This window comes from Kribbella sindirgiensis, from assembly GCF_004331435.1.
Classification (GTDB): Bacteria; Actinomycetota; Actinomycetes; order Propionibacteriales; family Kribbellaceae; genus Kribbella; species Kribbella sindirgiensis.
The window spans coordinates 95382-112820 of the sequence record NZ_SJKA01000001.1; the positions used below are offsets into that span (position 1 = coordinate 95382).

General features: G+C 68.9%; 15 protein-coding genes. 3 read left to right on the forward strand and 12 right to left on the reverse strand.

Annotation, left to right across the window (positions count from 1 at the left end):
- Window positions 1–151: 151 nt before the first annotated feature.
- The 8 genes from E0H50_RS00500 to E0H50_RS00535 are packed head-to-tail and all read right to left on the reverse strand — an operon-like array spanning window position 152 to window position 11853.
- Window positions 152–1423: an alpha-L-fucosidase gene (locus E0H50_RS00500; protein ID WP_165546964.1), complete on the reverse strand. Its 1272-nt coding sequence runs from the start codon at window positions 1421–1423 to the stop codon at window positions 152–154.
- Entirely contained in the window at window positions 1420–2793 is a 1374-nt protein-coding gene (locus tag E0H50_RS00505; protein WP_131283582.1) for an FAD-binding oxidoreductase, read from the reverse strand. Before E0H50_RS00505 ends, E0H50_RS00500 begins: the two co-directional genes overlap by 4 nt.
- Window positions 2790–3656, reverse strand: a complete 867-nt coding sequence (locus E0H50_RS00510; protein WP_131283584.1) for a U32 family peptidase — start codon at window positions 3654–3656, stop codon at window positions 2790–2792. The genes E0H50_RS00505 and E0H50_RS00510 overlap by 4 nt, the downstream gene beginning before the upstream one ends.
- Window positions 3653–4957, reverse strand: coding sequence for a nickel pincer cofactor-dependent isomerase, group 22 (locus E0H50_RS00515; protein ID WP_131283586.1), 1305 nt, complete (start codon window positions 4955–4957; stop codon window positions 3653–3655). The genes E0H50_RS00510 and E0H50_RS00515 overlap by 4 nt, the downstream gene beginning before the upstream one ends.
- On the reverse strand, window positions 4957–6777 hold the full coding sequence (locus E0H50_RS00520; protein ID WP_131283588.1) for an IlvD/Edd family dehydratase: 1821 nt from the start codon (window positions 6775–6777) through the stop codon (window positions 4957–4959). The genes E0H50_RS00515 and E0H50_RS00520 overlap by 1 nt, the downstream gene beginning before the upstream one ends.
- Entirely contained in the window at window positions 6774–8225 is a 1452-nt protein-coding gene (locus tag E0H50_RS00525) for an aldehyde dehydrogenase (NADP(+)) (protein WP_131283590.1), read from the reverse strand. The genes E0H50_RS00520 and E0H50_RS00525 overlap by 4 nt, the downstream gene beginning before the upstream one ends.
- Window positions 8222–9127: a fumarylacetoacetate hydrolase family protein gene (locus E0H50_RS00530; RefSeq protein ID WP_131283592.1), complete on the reverse strand. Its 906-nt coding sequence runs from the start codon at window positions 9125–9127 to the stop codon at window positions 8222–8224. Before E0H50_RS00530 ends, E0H50_RS00525 begins: the two co-directional genes overlap by 4 nt.
- Before the next feature lie 11 nt (window positions 9128–9138).
- Complete coding sequence (locus tag E0H50_RS00535) at window positions 9139–11853, reverse strand: UxaA family hydrolase (RefSeq protein ID WP_131283594.1); 2715 nt, start codon at window positions 11851–11853, stop codon at window positions 9139–9141.
- Between the two features lie 143 nt (window positions 11854–11996).
- Between E0H50_RS00535 and E0H50_RS00540 the strand changes: the two genes are divergently transcribed.
- Genes E0H50_RS00540 through E0H50_RS00550 form a run of 3 tightly spaced genes read left to right on the forward strand, consistent with a single transcriptional unit; the run spans window position 11997 to window position 13750 of the window.
- On the forward strand, window positions 11997–12677 hold the full coding sequence (locus tag E0H50_RS00540) for a GntR family transcriptional regulator (RefSeq protein WP_131283596.1): 681 nt from the start codon (window positions 11997–11999) through the stop codon (window positions 12675–12677).
- Window positions 12674–13084: a hypothetical protein gene (locus E0H50_RS00545; protein WP_131283598.1), complete on the forward strand. Its 411-nt coding sequence runs from the start codon at window positions 12674–12676 to the stop codon at window positions 13082–13084. The genes E0H50_RS00540 and E0H50_RS00545 overlap by 4 nt, the downstream gene beginning before the upstream one ends.
- Before the next feature lie 36 nt (window positions 13085–13120).
- A complete protein-coding gene (locus tag E0H50_RS00550) occupies window positions 13121–13750 on the forward strand; it encodes a DAPG hydrolase family protein (RefSeq protein WP_131283600.1) in 630 nt (209 codons plus the stop codon).
- Here E0H50_RS00550 and E0H50_RS00555 read toward each other — a convergent pair.
- The 4 genes from E0H50_RS00555 to E0H50_RS00570 all read right to left on the reverse strand — a co-directional run bounded on the left by E0H50_RS00555 (window position 13747) and on the right by E0H50_RS00570 (window position 17437).
- Window positions 13747–14085 carry a VOC family protein gene (locus E0H50_RS00555; RefSeq protein WP_131283602.1) on the reverse strand — a complete coding sequence of 113 codons (339 nt, stop codon included), beginning with the start codon at window positions 14083–14085 and terminating at the stop codon, window positions 13747–13749. The two genes, E0H50_RS00550 and E0H50_RS00555, sit on opposite strands and share 4 nt — an antisense overlap.
- Window positions 14086–14110: 25 nt before the next feature.
- The gene (locus E0H50_RS00560) at window positions 14111–15301 is read right to left on the reverse strand and encodes a Gfo/Idh/MocA family protein (protein WP_202867957.1); all 1191 of its coding nucleotides are present in this window, start codon (window positions 15299–15301) and stop codon (window positions 14111–14113) included.
- 148 nt (window positions 15302–15449) lie between these two features.
- On the reverse strand, window positions 15450–16124 hold the full coding sequence (locus tag E0H50_RS00565) for a glycerophosphodiester phosphodiesterase (RefSeq protein WP_131283606.1): 675 nt from the start codon (window positions 16122–16124) through the stop codon (window positions 15450–15452).
- Entirely contained in the window at window positions 16121–17437 is a 1317-nt protein-coding gene (locus tag E0H50_RS00570) for an ABC transporter substrate-binding protein (RefSeq protein ID WP_165546965.1), read from the reverse strand. Before E0H50_RS00570 ends, E0H50_RS00565 begins: the two co-directional genes overlap by 4 nt.
- Between the last annotated feature and the right edge of the window lie 2 nt (window positions 17438–17439).

Below are 17439 nucleotides of genomic sequence, written 5' to 3' on the forward strand. Positions count from 1 at the left end.
CTCCCCAAACCAGTTTGGGGAGGGTTAGCGGGACACGTCGTCGTGTGGGCGTACGGCGTCTGGTCGGTGCGCTGCGCGTATTCCCCCTGGTGACGGATTCTCGCCGGGCCCTCCGAAGGCTCGGTTCCTGGTTCGACTCCGGGCAGGGGGACTACAACAGTGGATCGAAGTGGACGGACAAACTCACTTCGGCATCAGCGCGCGCCGAGAGGATGCGGAGGCGTACGTCGTTCACCGTGACAGGCGACTCCAGCGGGAGGAGCCGGCGGTGGCCGATCGTTGTTCCACGGGCGATCTCCTGCCAGGACCCGTCGACCAGACCGTCCACAGCAAACGACTCGACCTGCTGACCGGCCGTGATGTCCTCGCGCAGATCGACCACGTTGACCTCACCCGGCAGCGCGACAGGCGTGTCGTAGTACTGCCGCACAGCCGCACCGAAGGCGGTCAGCGCCTCGACGTCCGGATCCGCGAACAGCCCGCGCCGGTCGGGCGGGATGTTCAGCAGCAGTACGGCGTTCCGCCCGACCGACTTGCGATAGATGTCCAGCAGTTCCGGCACGGACTTCACCGCCGTGTCCTCGGCCGCGTGGTAGAACCACCCGGGCCGGATCGACACGTCTACTTCAGCGGGATACCACCGCAACTCGTCAGCGCGAGCCAACTCCTCCGGGCCGGCCACAGACGCCGCGGTCTGCTCAGCCACCATCTGCCCGTTGAGGAACGGTACGACGCTCCACTCCGTCTCCCGCGCGAACCCGTCCTCGTTCCCGACCCATCGCACGTCCGGCCCGCCGATCGCGATCGTCGCGTCGGGGGCCAGCCGCCGAATCAGGTCGAACCAATCGTCATAAGAATAGGTCTGCGCACTGTGAGTCGGATTGGCCCCGTCCAGCCAGACCTCGGCGATCGGCCCGTACGACGTCAGTAGTTCGTGCAACTGCTGCATGTAGAACCGGTTGTAGTCGTCGACCACGTACGTGAACTCGCCGATCTGCGCGGAAACCGCTGGACTCCCGTTTCCGTAGTACCCGCCCGGCGCCTTCTCCTGATAGAGATCGGCCGGCGACAGGTACACCCCGAACCCGAGTCCGCCGGCCTCACAAGCCGCGGACAGCTCACCCACGACGTCGCGACCGAAGCCGGCGGAAACCGTGTGCGGAAGGTACTTGCTGGGCCACAAGCAGAAGCCGTCGTGGTGCTTGGCCGTCAGGATCACGCTCTTGAATCCCGCGGACACCAGCGCGGCAACCCATTGCGAGCAGTCCAGCGACGACGGAGCGAACGCCGCCGGATCGTCGACGCCGGTCCCCCACTCCAGGTCCGTGAACGTGTTCGGCCCGAAGTGCACGAACGCGGTCAGCTCCTGCCGCTGCCACGCGAGCTGCCGCGGCGACGGGCGGACGGCGGAGGGATCGATCACAGCAGTACCTTTCCAGGATTGAACAGGTTCCCGGGATCGAACGCGGCCTTGATCCGCCGGTGCAGTTCGAGCCCGACCGGCCCGAGCTCGGTCTCCAGCCAGCGCGCCTTCAACGTCCCGATCCCGTGTTCCCCGGTGATCGTCCCGCCGAGCCGCAGACCGAGTTGCATCACCGCGCCGAACGCCTCCAGCGCCCGCGCCTCGGCCGCCGCGTCGGCGGGGTCGAAGACCACGGTCGGGTGCATGTTCCCGTCACCTACATGCCCAGGGCAACAAATCAGTACGTCGTACTTCGCGCCGATCTCCGCGATCCCGCGCAGCAGCGTGATCAGCTGCGACCGCGGTACGGCGACGTCGTCGATCAGCGTCGTACCCAGCGGCTCCAGCGCCGAGTTCACCAGCCGGCGCGCCTCGAGCAACATCCGGGACTCCTCGGCGTCGGACGCCTCGGCGACCTCGATCGCGCCGTGCGCCGTGCAGATCTCGGCGATCCGCGCGACGTCCTCGGCGGCACGCGTCCCGCGGTCGGACTGCGCGAGCAGCATCGAGCCGACATCTTCCGGGAGACCCATGTCCCGGTGGTCCTGGATCGCTCGCAGCGTCGGCTGGTCCAGGAACTCGAGCAGCGACGGACGCAGGCCCGAGGCCATCACGGCCGCGGCCGCCGCGATCCCGTCCTCGATGGACCGGAACGTCGCCGCCGCGGTCAACGCCGCCTCGGGCGCCGGGCGCAACGCCAGCGTCGCCTCGGTCACCACTCCGAGCGTGCCCTCGGACCCGACGATCAGCCGCGTCAGGTCGTACCCGGCGACGCCCTTCGCCGACCGCCGTCCGGTGCGCACCACCTCACCGGACGCCAGCACCACTTCGAGTCCGCGCACGAAGTCCGAGGTCACGCCGTACTTCACACAGCACAACCCGCCCGCGTTCGTCGCGATGTTCCCGCCGACCGTCGACATCTCCCACGACGACGGATCCGGCGGGTAGAACAGGTCCTGCTCCAGCACAGCGCGCGACAACTGAGCGTTCACCACGCCCGGCTGCACCACGGCGACCTGGTCCTCGACCGAGATCTCCAGGATCTGCGTCATCCGCGCGGTCGACAGCAGCAGGCACCCGTCGATCGCGTTCGCGGCACCCGAAAGCCCGGTGCGCGCGCCCTGCGTCACGATCGGCACGCCGAGCTCACCGGCAGCCCGAACCACCTCGACGACCTCCGCGGTCGACGACGGACGGACGAGCGCCCGCGGCGCCCCGGCGGTACAGAACTTCGCGTGATCGTTGCGATGGCTGTCCAGTACGTCGGGATCGTCGACGACGGCGTCGTCTCCGAGGGCGGACCGGAGCCGCGCTACGAGCGGATCGGTCATCCTTCGTCTTGTTCGGCGAGGAGCCGCAGGATCAACTCCGCCCGGCGCACCCGTTCCCGTCCGAGCGCTTCCGCCGTACCGGTCAGATGCGCCCCGACCGGGTAGATGTTCGGGGCGTTCCGCAGACCCATCTTGAGGTACACCGGGGCCGCGGTCCGGACGATCTCCGGTACGTCGTAGAAGCGGACGTGGCCGCCCTGGTCGTCGGGGACCTCGATGTACATGTCGATCGGGACCGTCGTCACCGACCTGATCTCCGCGAGCACCGGCACCGGCAGGTCCGTCGACACGTTCAGGCTGGTCGCGCCGAGCCGCTCGTACAGCCGGGCGGTCGGTGCGTTCGGCAACGGCATCAGCACCGAGGTCTTCAGCACCAGGTCCGCGGGCAGCTCCCCCTCGATCTTCAGCTGGCCCAGGATCTCGAGTACGCCGATGTCGCCGACCAGCAGGCTCCGTACGCCGAGCTCGACCGCACGGTACGCGTCACACAACGACGCCGCCACCTGATCGTTGCCCCGCGCAACACCACCGACCGCGGCCGACACCTTCGCCTGGCCGCCGATGTCCCAGGAGCCCCGCGGCCCGAGGAACAGGCAGACCTCCACGCCCGCGTCGGCGCCCAGCGAGAGCATCTCCTCGATCTCGCCGTCGGTCAGCATCATCACACCGCTGCCCTGCGACACCCGGTCGATGGTGACGCCGCGGTTCTTGGCCTCCTCCAGCACCGCGGTCATCACCCGCGGCCCTTCACAGGAAGGGATCTCGACCTTGTACGGCGATCCGTCGGAAAACGTTTTCGTCGACGTCTCACCCGGCCGGAAACCGCGGTCGGCCAGCAGGGCACGTGCTTCGCGAAGGTTCATGTCTCGCTCCAAGGTCCGAGTCGCCCGGCCGGCGTCAGGTCCCGCGCCGTACCGGTGATCTCCAGGTCGAATCGTTCGGCCGCCTCGGTCAGCAGGGCCGGTGTCACCATCAACTCGTTCGGCGACAGCGTGTCCTTGATCCGGGCCAGCCGGAGCTCGGACCAGTGCCGCCGTCCGCACATCGTCACGGCCGCCAGTACGGCGGCCTCGTCGTCCTCCATCACCATCGGCAACCGCGAACGGCGTGCACCGCCGGCGCCGGAGGTCAGCGCGTTCACGTAGCTCGCGCGCAGGTCGATCTGTTCCAGCAGCCGCGCCGGAATCACGTCCGCCAGGCCGAGCCCGGACGCGTTGCCGTGCGAGGCCGGCGACAGCGAGTGGACGCTGATCGCGGCGATCGTTGGCGACTCGAACTCCGGGATACCGTGCACCCAGCACCGGCCGATCACGTTGGTGTCCATGCCGGCGCCGGACTTGTCCTTGCCCAGCTCGTCGACGACCAGGACGTCCAGTTCGTCGAACGGCAGCCGTCCGAGCAGGCTGGAAGCTCTTTGCAGCAAGGCGTTCTCGGCGGTTTCGCCGATCCCGTCCGCGGTGAGCAGCTCGACCGACGCGGTCTGCTCGTGGGCGTTCTCCAGGATCGCGAGGCCGCCCAGGATTTTGCCCTGGGCAACCACCATGCGGGCGGCGGCCTCGATGTTGGCGCCGAGCGACGGGATGCCGCCGGCGTGCAGGGAGGCCGCGCCGAGGTGGTTGCCGAGTCCGATTGCGAGGATCTTCGCGATCCCGCTCTCGATCGGGCCGCGGAAGTCGGTGTGCGGTTTGATCCGGTTCACCAGCAGGACGCCGTCGGCCTTGGCGGCGATCGCGTCGTGGTGCACCTCGGTGCCGTCGTCCAGCGCACCCACGACAACGGTTTCCATCGTCGCCTCGATGGGGCAGCCAACGGTTTCCGGCGTGATTCCGAGACCTTCCAGCATCTCCCGCTGACCGTCGGCGGTGGCGCCGCCGTGCGATCCCATCGCCGGGATCACGAACGGCGCGGCCCCGGCGTCGCGGAGCCAGTCCACGGCGGCCTTCACCACCGGCACCAGATCGTGAATCCCCCGGCTCCCCGCGGTCACCGCGATCCGCGCACCGGGCAGGATCCGGGACCGCAGCGGTTCGAGCGCCGCCCGCGCGTCGGCGTACGGATCCGCCGACACCGGCAGATCCGTGAGAATCCGCCGGACCGGCGTCACCTGCGGAAGCGTCCCCGCGGGCCGCAGCCCGCGGATCTGCTCGAACGGTCCCCAGCTCATCAGTGGCTCTGGCGGGCCACGGCGGAGCCGGTGCGGCCTACCAGGAAGTCGAGGTCGCAGCCTTGGTTTGCCTGGGTCACATGGTCGACGTACAGGCGGGCCCAGCCTCGGTCCGTCGGCGGTGTCGGCGGCTGCCAGTCGGCGCGGCGCTTCTCCAGTTCCTCGTCCGGTACGTCGAGGTGCAGCCGCCGCGCCGGTACGTCGAGCTCGATCCAGTCACCGGTCCGCACCAGCGCCAACGGCCCACCGACAGCAGCCTCCGGCGTGACATGCAGGACGACGGTGCCGTACGCCGTACCGCTCATCCGCGCGTCCGAGATCCGCACCATGTCGTCGACGCCGATCTCGGCGAGCTTGCGCGGGATCGTCATGTTGCCGACCTCGGGCATCCCCGGGTACCCGCGCGGGCCGGCGTTCTGCAGCACCAGCACGGTGTCCTCGTCGACGTCGAGATCCGGGTCCTCGACCGCCTTGTCGTACTCCTCGATGCTGCTGAACACCAGCGCCTTGCCCCGGTGCCGCAGCAGCCGTTCCGATGCCGCCGACTGCTTGATGACCGCACCGTCCGGCGCGAGATTCCCCTTCAGTACGGCGGTTCCCGCGCCGCTGCCGAGCGGATCGCCGACCGGGCGAATCACGGCGTACGTCTCGCTGCCGGGAGCGCCACCGGGGTACGTCGCCTCGATCCGCTCCGCGTTCGCGACGTTCTCGCCGATCGTCTTGCCGGTGACCGTGATCGCGTCGGTCTTGAGCAGCGGCAGGATCTCCTTCAGGACCGCGGGCAGGCCGCCGGCGTAGTAGAAGTCCTCCATCAGGTACTTGCCCGACGGCTGCAGGTCGACCAGCCACGGGACACCGCGCGCCCACTCGTCGATGTCGTCCAGCGTCACGTCGACGCCGACCCGGCCGGCGATCGCGAGCAGGTGGATGACGAAGTTCGTCGAGCCGCCGATCGCCGCGTTCGCCCGGACCGCGTTCGCGAACGCGTCCCGGGTCAGCACGTCACTGATCTTCAGGTCCTCGCGCACCATCTCGACGATCCGCTGCCCGGACTTCTGCGCGATCACGTACCGGCGGGAGTCGACCGCCGGGATCGCGGCGGACCCGGTCAGCTGCAGGCCGAGCGCCTCGGCCATACAGGCCATCGTGGACGCCGTCCCCATCGTCATGCAGTGGCCGTTGCTGCGCGACTGGCCGGCCTCGGCCGCCGCGAAGTCCTCGGCCGACATCCGGCCCGCGTTGAGGTCCTGCGTGAACCGCCAGACCGCCGTACCGGAGCCGATGTCGCAGCCGCGGAATTTACCGTTCAACATCGGACCGCCGGTGACGACGACGGTCGGCAGGTCGACGCTGGCGGCGCCCATGATGGAGCCGGGCGTGGTCTTGTCGCAGCCGGTCAGCAGGACGACGCCGTCCAGCGGATTGCCGCGCAGCGACTCCTCGACGTCCATGCTGAGCAGGTTCCGGAACAGCATCGCGGTCGGCCGCAGCAGCGTCTCGCCGAGCGACATCACCGGGAACTCCAGCGGGAACCCGCCGGCCTGCCAGACCCCGCGCTTCACCGAGTCGGCGAGCCGGCGCAGGTGCGCGTTGCACGGGGTGAGCTCGGACCAGGTGTTGCAGATCCCGATCACCGGGCGCCCGTCGAACGCCTCCTCGGAGAACCCCTGCGACTTCATCCACGACCGGTGGATGAACCCGTTGCGGCCGTGCTCACCGAACCAGTGGTCGTAACTCCGCCGTCCGGTCGACGCCGGCGCCGCCTCACCGGCCAGGACGTCGCCCTCGGCAGGGTCGTTGGTCGGAGGTACATCAGTCATCGCGACACCTCACCTGTGGTCACGGTTCCGTTGACCCGGCGGGTGATCCCGGCCGGGTTCGAGTCCTTCAGTACGTCGGGCAGCACCGCATCGGGGGCGTCCTGGTACACGACCGGACGCTGGAACCGGCGCGCCGCCGTCACCCCGACGCTGGTGTGGATCGAGCCGACCGTCGACGGGAACGGCCCGCCGTGGTGCTGGGCCCACGACACCGCGACCCCGGTCGGCCAGCCGTTCCACAGCACGCGCCCTGCACGGGCGGTCAGCAGCGGGAGCAGGTCGCGCGCGAGCTCGGCGTCCGCGTCCTCCGCGTGCAGCGTCGCGGTCAGGTTGCCGTCGAACGCCTCGACGGCCGCACGCAGCTCGTCGGGCGAGGCGTACTCGACGACGACCGAGACCGGGCCGAAGCACTCCTCGAGGATCTCGTCGCGGCGGGCGAGCAGTTCGGGCACCGTGGTCTGCAGCAGGGTCGCGCCGCCGGAGGCCCAGACCCTTACGCCGTCGACCTTCTCCAGCCGGTCGAGGCCGGAGCTGAAGCCGTCCTTGATGCGGTCGTTCAGCATCGGCGCCTCGGCGACGGCACCGACTGCCTCGGACAGTTGATCCTGCAGGCCGTGGCCGGCCGGGAGGAAGAGCAGGCCGGGCTTGGTGCAGAACTGCCCGACGCCGAGGGTGAACGAACCGGCGTACCCGGTGGCGATGTCCTTGCCGCGGGCATCGATCGCTGCCTGCGTGACGAAGACCGGGTTCAGGCTGCCGAGCTCGCCGTAGAACGGGATCGGCTCCGGGCGCGTGACGGCGATCTCGTGCAGTGCCTTGCCGGCCGGGACCGAACCGGTGAAGCCGGCGGCGGTGATCCGTGGGTCCTTGAGTGCTGTGACGCCGACATCGAAGCCCGAGATCAGGCCGAAGGTCCCGTCCGGCGCACCGGCGGCCTTCAGTGCCTCGATCATCACCTCGGCGGTGCGGACGGAGAGCTCCGGGTGACCCGGGTGGGCCTTGACGATCACCGGGCAACCGGCCGCGAGTGCGGACGCGGTATCGCCGCCGCAGACGCTGAACGCGAACGGGAAGTTGCTGGCGGCAAACACCAGGACCGGGCCGAGCGGGACCAGGACGCGGCGGAGGTCGGGGCGCGGGACCGGCTTCGCCTGCGGATCCAAGGTGTCGATGGTGACTTCCAGCAGGGAGCCTTCTTCGAGCGCGTCCGCGAACATCCGCAGCTGGCCGGTGCTCCGGGCGACCTCACCGGTCAGCCGGGCTTGCGGCAGCGAGCTCTCGCGCATCGCGATCGGCACCAGTTCATCGGAGGCCGCGTCCAGCGCGTCCGCGACCGCGCGGATCCAGCCCGCCCGAACCGCGGGCTCGGAGGATCCAAAGGCCGGCGCGGCCCCAGCAGCCGCAGCAAGCGCGTGCTCGAGCTGAGCGGGCGTGGTGTCCGGGGTCATCGGAGTCCCTCCAGGTTGTTGGTGGCGAGGAACTCGAACGGTTCCCGGCCTACGGCCACGGTATTCGTGAGGGTGCCGACCTCGTCGATGGTGATGGTGATGATGTCGCCCGCGGCCAGCGCGAAGTCCAGTTCGGGGACGATGCCGGTGCCGGTCGCGAGGATCACGCCGTCGGGGAAGTCGTTCGGCAGGAACAGTGCGTCGATCAGGTCCTGCAGCTCGCGCACCAGCTTCTCGGTGGACGTCGTACCGCTGAACACCTCGTCGCCGCCGCGGCGGATCACCAGGTCGATCCCCAGCTTCTTCGGGTCCGCGACCTCCCACACCGGCCGGATCCCGGCCGCCAGCGCGCATCCGCCCGCGAACAGCTTCGCCTGCGGCACGTACAGCGGGTTGACGCCTTCGATCGACCGCGAGCTCATGTCGTTGCAGACGGTGAATCCGACGATCTCACCGTGGCTGTTGGCGACGACCGCCAGCTCCGGCTCGGGGACGTCGTGACCGGAGTCGGACCGGATCCCGACCGGCTCGCCGTCGACGACGACCCGCCAGGCCGGCGCCTTCTGGAACAGCTCGGGCCGGTCGGCCGTGTAGACCTTGTCGTAGACCGACTGCTCGCTGCTCTCCTCCATCCGGGCGCCGCGCGAGCGCTCGTACGTCACACCCGCGCACCACACCTCGCCGCGGCCGTCGATCGGCGGGAGGAACGACAGCCCAGCGACGGGCAGCGCCTCACCGGCCTTGTCGACCTCCGCCTGCAGCTCCTCGCGGGTGAGCCGGAGCAGTTCGGCGAAACTGTTCACCCCGGGCAGCGGAGCCACCGTGCCGGACTCTGGGTCCCCGGTGCGCACACCGGGGATCGGGCGGCCGTCGACCGGGGACAGATAGCGGACCAAATGCATGGACAGACCTCTCACATTGACGTTCCGAGCAGACCGCGGGTGATCTGGAATCCGACGTTGCCGGAGGCAACAGCCTTGGGGACGAGCCGGCGACCGGCGACCGCGGCGACGACGTCCAGCCCGATCCGCGCCTGCTCGGCCGCGTCACCGGTGGCCACGGCGTCCAGGTCGTCGCCGTACGTCGCGACCGTCTCCGGGTCGTTGCTGAACTCGACGACCGGGACGAACCGCTGCGCCGACAGAGTGCCGCCCGAGACATGGGCCAGGATCTGCTGTACACCGGTCGCGCCGAAGCCGGTCGCGGTCTCCATCCAGTCCGTTCCCGGCATCCGCATCACGTGCCAGCCCGGCACCGCGAGCCGCTGACCGTGCGCGACCGTCGGGCCCACCGGGTCCGACGAGCCGAACGCCGCGGTACGGAAGCCGTCGTGTGCCAGCAACGCGCCACGCGACGACAGTACGACGGAACCGCCGGAGCCCACGATCTCGCGACCGATCAGCGCGAGCGCCTCGGCGGTGGTGTCCGAGAACGGTCCGCGGGCCTCCAGGCCGATCGTCAGCGCGCCGAGATCACCGGTCTGGGCGAGCGGTGCGGGCAGGTCGAAGCTGCCGAACCAGTCCCTGACCTTTTCGCCGACCGCGTCCAGGCCGCCGTCTGCCTGGATGCTTGCCCAGCCGAAACGGGACGGATCCTTGCCGGCCTCGACCAGCCGGGACCGGAAGTAGTCGTTGTGCGTCTTCTCGCACCCGTGCTCGAGAAGCAGGGCCATCCGGGTGTTCGGGTGCAGGAGGTAGCCGAGCATGATCCGCGCGAACGTCTCCTCGGACGCGCCGCCGCTGCTGCCGCACCCCTCGGTGTGCGGCAGTGCGACCATCCGCGTGACGGCGTCACCGGCCCACTTCTCCAGCTCTGCCTGGGCCGCGATCCGCAAGGCGATCTGGCCGGAGCAGAGGCTGGTCGGCAGGATCAGGCCAACCGCCTCGGGCACCAACCGGTCGTCGACGCGCAACAGTTCCGCGGGTGTCCGGCTGTCGGAGGTCAGGCCGCGGTGCGGGAGGCCGTCGAGCGGAGCGTCGCGGTCCTCGCTCGGGAGGTCGACGAGTTTCCGGCTCATCCGGCCGTCCGTGGTGATCGAGATGCCCTCGCGGTGTCCGGTCTGCTTCCAGTTCCGCCAGATCGACACCTGGCTGTGGCCGGCGCGCTCGCCCGCGCTCTGCTCACCGGATGCGACACGGACGACGAGATCGAAGGTCTCCGCGGTCAGGTCCGCCATCGACGTACCGGTCAGGTACTTGCCGGCGTCGACGTCCATCTCGGCGTGCAACCGCTCGTACCGCGCGCTGGTCGTGACGAACTTCAGCGTCGGAACGAACGGAAAGTTCGTGATCGAGCCGTTTCCGGTGGTGAAGAAGATCAGGTTGCAGCCGCTGCCGATCTGGCCGGCCACCGACTCGAGGTCGTTACCGGGGCTGTCCATGAAGACGTAGCCGTCGCCGGGCAGCGGTTCGCCGTAGTCGATCACGTGGTCGAGCCGGACCTCGCGCGGCAGTTTCCGGGCCGCGCCGATGGACTTCAGCACGATGTTGTAGAGACCGCGGTACACGTTGCCGCCGGACGGGTTGCCCTCGGCGGTGTGCCCGTGCCAGCCGACCCGTTCCTTGAACGACTTGATCGTCGCCAGAAAACGTTTCGCGGTCGCCAGGTCGCGGACGTTCTTCAGCACGTACGGCTCGGCGCCGATCAGTTCGTCCGTTTCCGCGAGCACGGCCGTACCGCCGTGCCGGATGACCTCCGCGCTGACCTGCCCGGCGAGCGGGTTCGCGGAAATTCCGGAAAACGCGTCAGAACCACCGCACTGCAAGGCGATCTTGAGGTCCGCGAGCGGGACCTCCTGGCGCTGCTGCGCGTCGACGACCGGCAGCCACGGCTCGATCAGCGCGCCGGCGGCCGTCAGGTCGTGCTCGAAGCCCGCGCTCCGGGTGAAGTAGGCGTGCGGCACCTTGATCGGCGGGTAGCCGTTCTCGGCCAGGAAGTTCTTGATCGCCTCGCCGGAGACCACATCACCCTCGGTGTCGACGATCAGGACGGCGCCGACGTTCGGATTCAGCGTGAAGCCGCCGAGGGTGGCGAGCAGGAAGTGCAGGTTGTTCGGGACCTCGTCCTCGCCGCCTTCGGTGTGCGCCACCGGTACGACGCCGTCGCCCGCGGCCGCGCCGTCGAAGCGCCGCGCCAACTCGGTGACGAACCCGCTGCTGCGCGAACTGGTCGCCAGCAGTACGACGTGATTTCGCGTCCCGGCCGGACCCCGCTCCCGGGGATAGCCGAGGAACGTACCAGGCTGCTCGACGCTCGTCACCTGGGCGCCGAAGTGCAATGCCGACTCGTCCAGCTCGAACGGGTCGAGCGGTTCGTTCGTGGCCGAAGGCTCCGCGGGCAGCCCCTCCACGCCACGGGCCGTGACCGCGGCGAGGCTGGTCGGCGTACAGACGTAGTCGCCGGGGACCAGGTCACGGGAGGCGCGCGCGAACGCCGTGTTCCAGGAGGTCAGTGCGTCTTGTGCGCTGACCGGTGCGACCACGAAGCGGTGTCCCTCGAGCACGGTGTGCGGCAGCGTGATCGTCGTACCGTCGAGCTCGACCTCCGTGCCGGCCTCCAGCCGCCGCGAGGCGATCGCGACGTTGTCGCCGGGCTCGGGCAGGACGCCGATCTGTTCGAACCGCACCATCGTTCGCGACCTTCCCTAGCGTGCCCGTGGCTTGACCATAGCTTGCCGAGCCCAGAATCGTGCATGATGCATGATTACCAGTGTTACCCTGCCGAAACCTGACCGGTGGGGTCAAGCCCGCGACCAGAATCCGGAGACACCTGATGAGCGAGCCAGTGGCACCGGTGGACCGGCGGCTGCTCCGGCGGCAGATGCTCGCCGACGACGTGTACGAGGCCATCAAGACGATGCTGATGGACCACGTCATCCGGCCCGGGGCGCGGATCTCGATCGACGGACTCGCGCGGGAGTTCCAGGTGTCGTCGACCCCGGTCCGGGAGGCACTGGCCCGGCTGGAGTCCGAAGGGCTGGCGGTCAAGGAGCCGCTGAAGGGTTATCGCGCGACCCCGCTCCTGTCGCTCGAGGAGTTCGACGATCTCTACCGGTTCCGGCTCTTGCTCGAGCCCTGGGCGGCCCGCCGCGCGGCCGAGCTGATCTCCCCTGAGGGCGTGGAACGGTTGCGCGCCGAGCTGGCGACCGCGGTCGAGCCGACCTCGATCGACTACGCCGGGTACAAGTCGCTGACCGTGCACGACAACCGGTTCCACTCGCTGATCGCGTCGCTGTCCGGGAGCGAGCAGGTCCGGTCGGCGTTCGAGCGAACCCACTGCCACCTGCACATCTTCCGGTTGCACTACGACCGCGACATCGGCCCCGAGGTCCTCACCGAACACCGGGTTCTGGTCGAGGCGATCAGCTCCGGCGACCCGGCCGCCGCCGAGTCCGCGATGACTCGCCACATCGAGAACTCGATGACGCTGCGGCTGCGCCGCCTGTACGAGTGACCCGCCGCCCGTTCCCGCTGACGGTGCCGGCGGTGCTCACGGCGTACATCCTCGACTTCCACTGGGACGTCGAACGGCTGCACGCCCTCGACCTGCCGACGGTCGAGCTGCCGGTCGCCGACCTGGCACACCATCTCGACCTGCCGTTCTGGGCGTACGACGACCGGCCCTTCCAGGTCACGCCCCGTCAGGTCGCGGCGGACCCGGTCACGTACCGGGCGCAGTACGAACGCACGCTGGCCGCGGACCTTCGCCATCCCATCGACACCGTTCGCCGACCCGACAACCGGATCACGATCCTGGACGGGGTCCACCGGCTGCTCCGGGCAGAGCTCGAACACCGTCCGACCGTCGCCGTTCGACTGCTCGACTGGGCCGACCTGGACCGCATCGCCGTACCCGACTGACTGTTTGGGTGTATCAGCACCGGGCACCGCGTGAAGATGGATCTGCCTGCGCCGCGCCCTGTCCTCTGGCCGCTGCGTCCGCTCGACAGCGCGGGCGTCTCCACCTCGTCCGACGAGAGCCGAACCCTCGTCACGATCGCCCACGCGCCACTCGAGCAGGTGACGCCGGAGATGCTCGCCTGGTGGTACACGCACGTCCCGGGAGACATGCGGTACGCCGGGACGACCTGGCCGCGGTACCTGGTCTGGCATCCGCTCGACCACATCTCCTACGAGGCGACCACACCCGGCCTGATCGGGCCCGGCACGCGGCTGCACATCACCGAGGCACTCGGGCGGGATCCGTCGATGCTGCTCGACCTGGAGGTGATGATCGAAACCGTCGACAGCCAATCGGCGGTGATCACCAAACGCATCCTCGGCAGCTCACTGGTCCAGCTCGAGAACGAGTTCACTCGCACGAACTCCGGCTGCCGCTACATCACCCGCCTCACCATCGGCGACACCACCACGCTCGGCCGGCTGTTCCTGAATCGAACCGCCCACCAGCGCGCGTTCCCACCCGCCAAGCTGAGCGCGTGGATCCGGCACCACATCGAGGAGATCGGCAACCTGGAGAACTTCCTCCCCGACCTCTACCGCTACCACTCCGACCGCGAGCCCTAGGCCACCGGCGCACCACCGTACGAGACCTCGTTGCCGTCCGGGTCGTAGAACGTCGCGTGCCGTACGCCGTTCTCGTACGTCTCCCGTACGGCCGGCTCGAGCCCCCGCTCCGCGATCCCCTTCAAGGTCTCGTCGAAGTCCTCGACGAACAAGGTGTGCTGAGCATGACCGGCATGCTCAGGCACCACCTCGATGTAGAGGTACTGGTGCTCGCCGAGCTCCCACACCGCCTCGATGTCGTTGGGAAGGAAGCTCGGCGGCGCTCCGAGAAGCTTCTCGTACCAGGCGACCGCGCTCTCGTAGTCACGGACGGAGATTCCGGCAAAGAGGTCCATACCGGATACTACCGACCGAAGGGTGTCAGGCGGGGGCGTCGCCGTGGTCGGGGATTTCGAGTTGTACGCCGCCTTGGAGGGCGGACTGGTGGGCGTAGATGCCGGGGAGGGTGTAGCGGGCGGAGACCCAGGCGTTGATCGGCGGGAGGGTCTTGTCGGCGACGGCGCGGACGAAGTCGTCGGCGAGGAAGTGGTGCGAACCCTCGTGGCCGTTGTGCAGGCCGGCGAACTCCTCCGGCAGGCGGGAACGGTCGTGCACCGGGGACAGCCCGGAGCGGAACGCGTCCCGCAGCGCGGGATCGACGTTCTCGAGGTCGGCGTCGTCACCCGTCGCCTTGGTCTCCATCAGATGCGAGACGTCCTCGACGCCTTCCTTGTTCTGCCACAGGGTCGTGGTGGCGAGCTGCTCGAAGCTGCCCTCGGTGCCGAACACCCGCAGCCGGGACTCGCGGATGTGCGACGGGTACCCGACCCGGCGCATCTCGTTCGTCCGCATGATCCCGCCGTCGGCGAGCTTGAACAGGGCGGTCGCGTTCGAGAAGTCGTTGTCGAACTGGCTGACGTCCTTGTCGAAGACGCCGTCGCCGCGGTCGTCCTTGACGCCGATCGCCGACACGTGGGTGGCGTGCTGACCGGTCACCGAGAGCACGTTGCCGACGGCGTGCGTCGGGTAGAGCAGCGGCGGGAACGACGCGGTCTTCTTCCAGTCCTCGCCGCCGGAGTACTGGTACGCCGCGTAGAACCCGAGGTCCATGTCGTGGACGTAGTCGCCCTCGGTGTAGAACACCCGGCCGAACTCGCCGTCGGCCAGCTTCTGCCGGCAGTACACCGAGGACGGGTAGTAGAAGCTGGTCTCACCCATCATGTAGGTGAGCCCGGTCTCCTTCACCAGTTCGATGATGCGGGCGATCTGGTCCGCCTCGATCGCCATCGGGACCGTGGAGTACACGTGCTTCCCGGCCTCGAGCGCCTTGATCGCCATCTCGCCGTGCAGCCAGCGCTGCGTGAAGATCGCGACCGCGTCCACGTCCGACTCGAGCATCTCCTCGAACGACGTGTGCGTCACCGTGATGCCCTGCTTGGCGGCCATCTCCGCGGTCCGCTCCGGGATGACGTCGGTCAGCCGCACCTCGGACACGTCCGGGTGCGCGGACCACAGCCGCAGGAACGAAGGAGCGAACTGGCCGGCTCCGGCCACACCGATGCTGATTCCCATGCAGAAGACCCAACCACACATTTATGTTCCACGGAAGAACATATTCAGACGTTGGAACGTGTGCCCCACCCATCCCCAGCGCACTTTGAGCACCCACCAACCATTTCCAGCCCGGGAAAACGGTTGGTTGGTGCTCAAAGTTGGGTGGTCAGTGGTGGGTGAGGAGGTGGGGGTTGTCGGTGGTGATGCCGTCGGCGCCGAGCGTCACCGCCGTGGCGAGGGTTTCCGTGTCGGGGACGGGCCAGGCGGTGACGTTCAACCCGGCGGCGTGCAGTTCGGCGACCGCCTCGACGGTCAGGCCGGCGATGCCGCACAGCGCCCAGCTGGCGCCGGCCGCGCGGGTGCGGGTGATGACCTCGGCGATCTCCGGCGTACGGCCGAAGATGTGTCCGGTCGTCACGTCCGGGAACGCCTCCCGGACCGCGAGCAGGATCTCCGGGTGGAACGACGTGACCAGGGTCCGCTCGGCCAGCGACCGGTCCGCCTTCAGCGACTGAGCGAGGAGCGGTACGGCGGCCTCGGCCTTGATCTCTGCCTGGAACCGTACGTCGATCGCCGCGACGGTCTCGGCCCACGTCGGGACCTGCTCCCCGAGGCCCGCGTCCAAGGCCCGGATCTCCGCCAGCATCAGCTCCTCGACCGCGCCCGACCCCGACGTGGTGCGGTCGACCGTGGCGTCGTGCATGATCACGAGTTCGCCGTCCGCGGTGACGCGGAGGTCGAGCTCGATCTCGTCGCAGCCGTCCGCGACCGCCCGCCGGAACGAGCGCAGCGTGTTCTCCGGTTCGGTCCCGAGCGCGCCCCGGTGGCCGGTGATGATCACAGCACCTTCTCCTCGTAGAGCCGTTTGACCTCGTCGCCGATCGCCTCGAGCCGGCGCCCGACCGAGGCGAACACCTTCTTCGGCTGCGCGTTGTCGGCGTAGATCTGCTGCAGCCCGGTGTAGATCTGCACGTTCGCGTTCCGCCCGTACAGCCGGATCGCGTCCTGCTGCCGCGCGTTCTCCAGTTGCGCGATGGCGACGCCGTAGTTCGGCTGCTCGGCGATCAGCTTCTTCAGCTCGGCGTCCTCGCGGGCCTTGTTCACCACCGGAAGGTACCCGGTCTGCGTCGTCCACCAGGCCGAGTTCTCCGGCAGCGCGAGGAACTGCAGGAAAGTCGCCGCGGCCTGTTTCCGCTCGTCGGAAATGTTCCGCAGCATCCCGATTCCGCCACCGCCGGTCGCGAGCCCGGAGGCGACCTCGGACGGAATGAACCCGGCGCCGACCTTGAACTTCGCCTTGCTGCTGATGGTCTTCATGCCACCGGTCGACTCCTGGATCACCGCGACCAGTCCGTTGGCGAAGTCCGTACTCGGGCTGCTGGCCATGTACGCCGCGCCGAGGTCGTGCACCATCGACCGCTGCCACTCCCCCGCAGCCACCGCACCGGCCTGGTCGATGGTGATGTCGAGGCCCTTGGAGTACGCGCCGCCGAACTGCCACACGTTCCCCTGGAACTGCCAGTCGCCGTCGATCTTCGCGAACGCGATCGTCCGCAACGACCGTCCACCCGACTGCACCTTGGCCAGCGAAGGCACCCAGGACCGCAGCTCGCTCCACGTCCGCGGCGCGCGGTCCGGCAGCCCGGCCTTCGCGAACGCGTCCCGGTTGTAGTACATGATCGGCGTACTGCGGGCGAACGGGACGGCCCAGCTCTGCCCCTTCACGACGTACTCCCCGAACAGCTTCTCCTGGTAGACACCGGGCCCGAATCCGTCGGTGAAATAACCGTTCAACGGTTCGAGCGCGTCGTTCAGGAAGAACCGCTCCCAGGTGACGTCCGACAGTACGGCGAGATCGGGCGCCTGCTTCGCGACCAGCGCGGCCGCGACCTTCTGCGCCACGTCGTCGTAGCTGCCCTGGAACTGCACCTCGACGTACACGTCCTGCTGCGAGTCGTTGAACTTGGCAACGAGTTTGTCGACCGCCTTGCCGTTCACACCGCCGTACGGCGACCAGAACACGACCCGCGTGCGCCCGGCGTACTGCTTGGGCACCTCCCCGTCCGGCTGTGAGTAGGTCGCGTCGACGGAACGGTAGCCGCAACCGGCCAGCGAAAGTCCTGCGGTGACTCCGAGGAAAGTACGACGTAGCATGC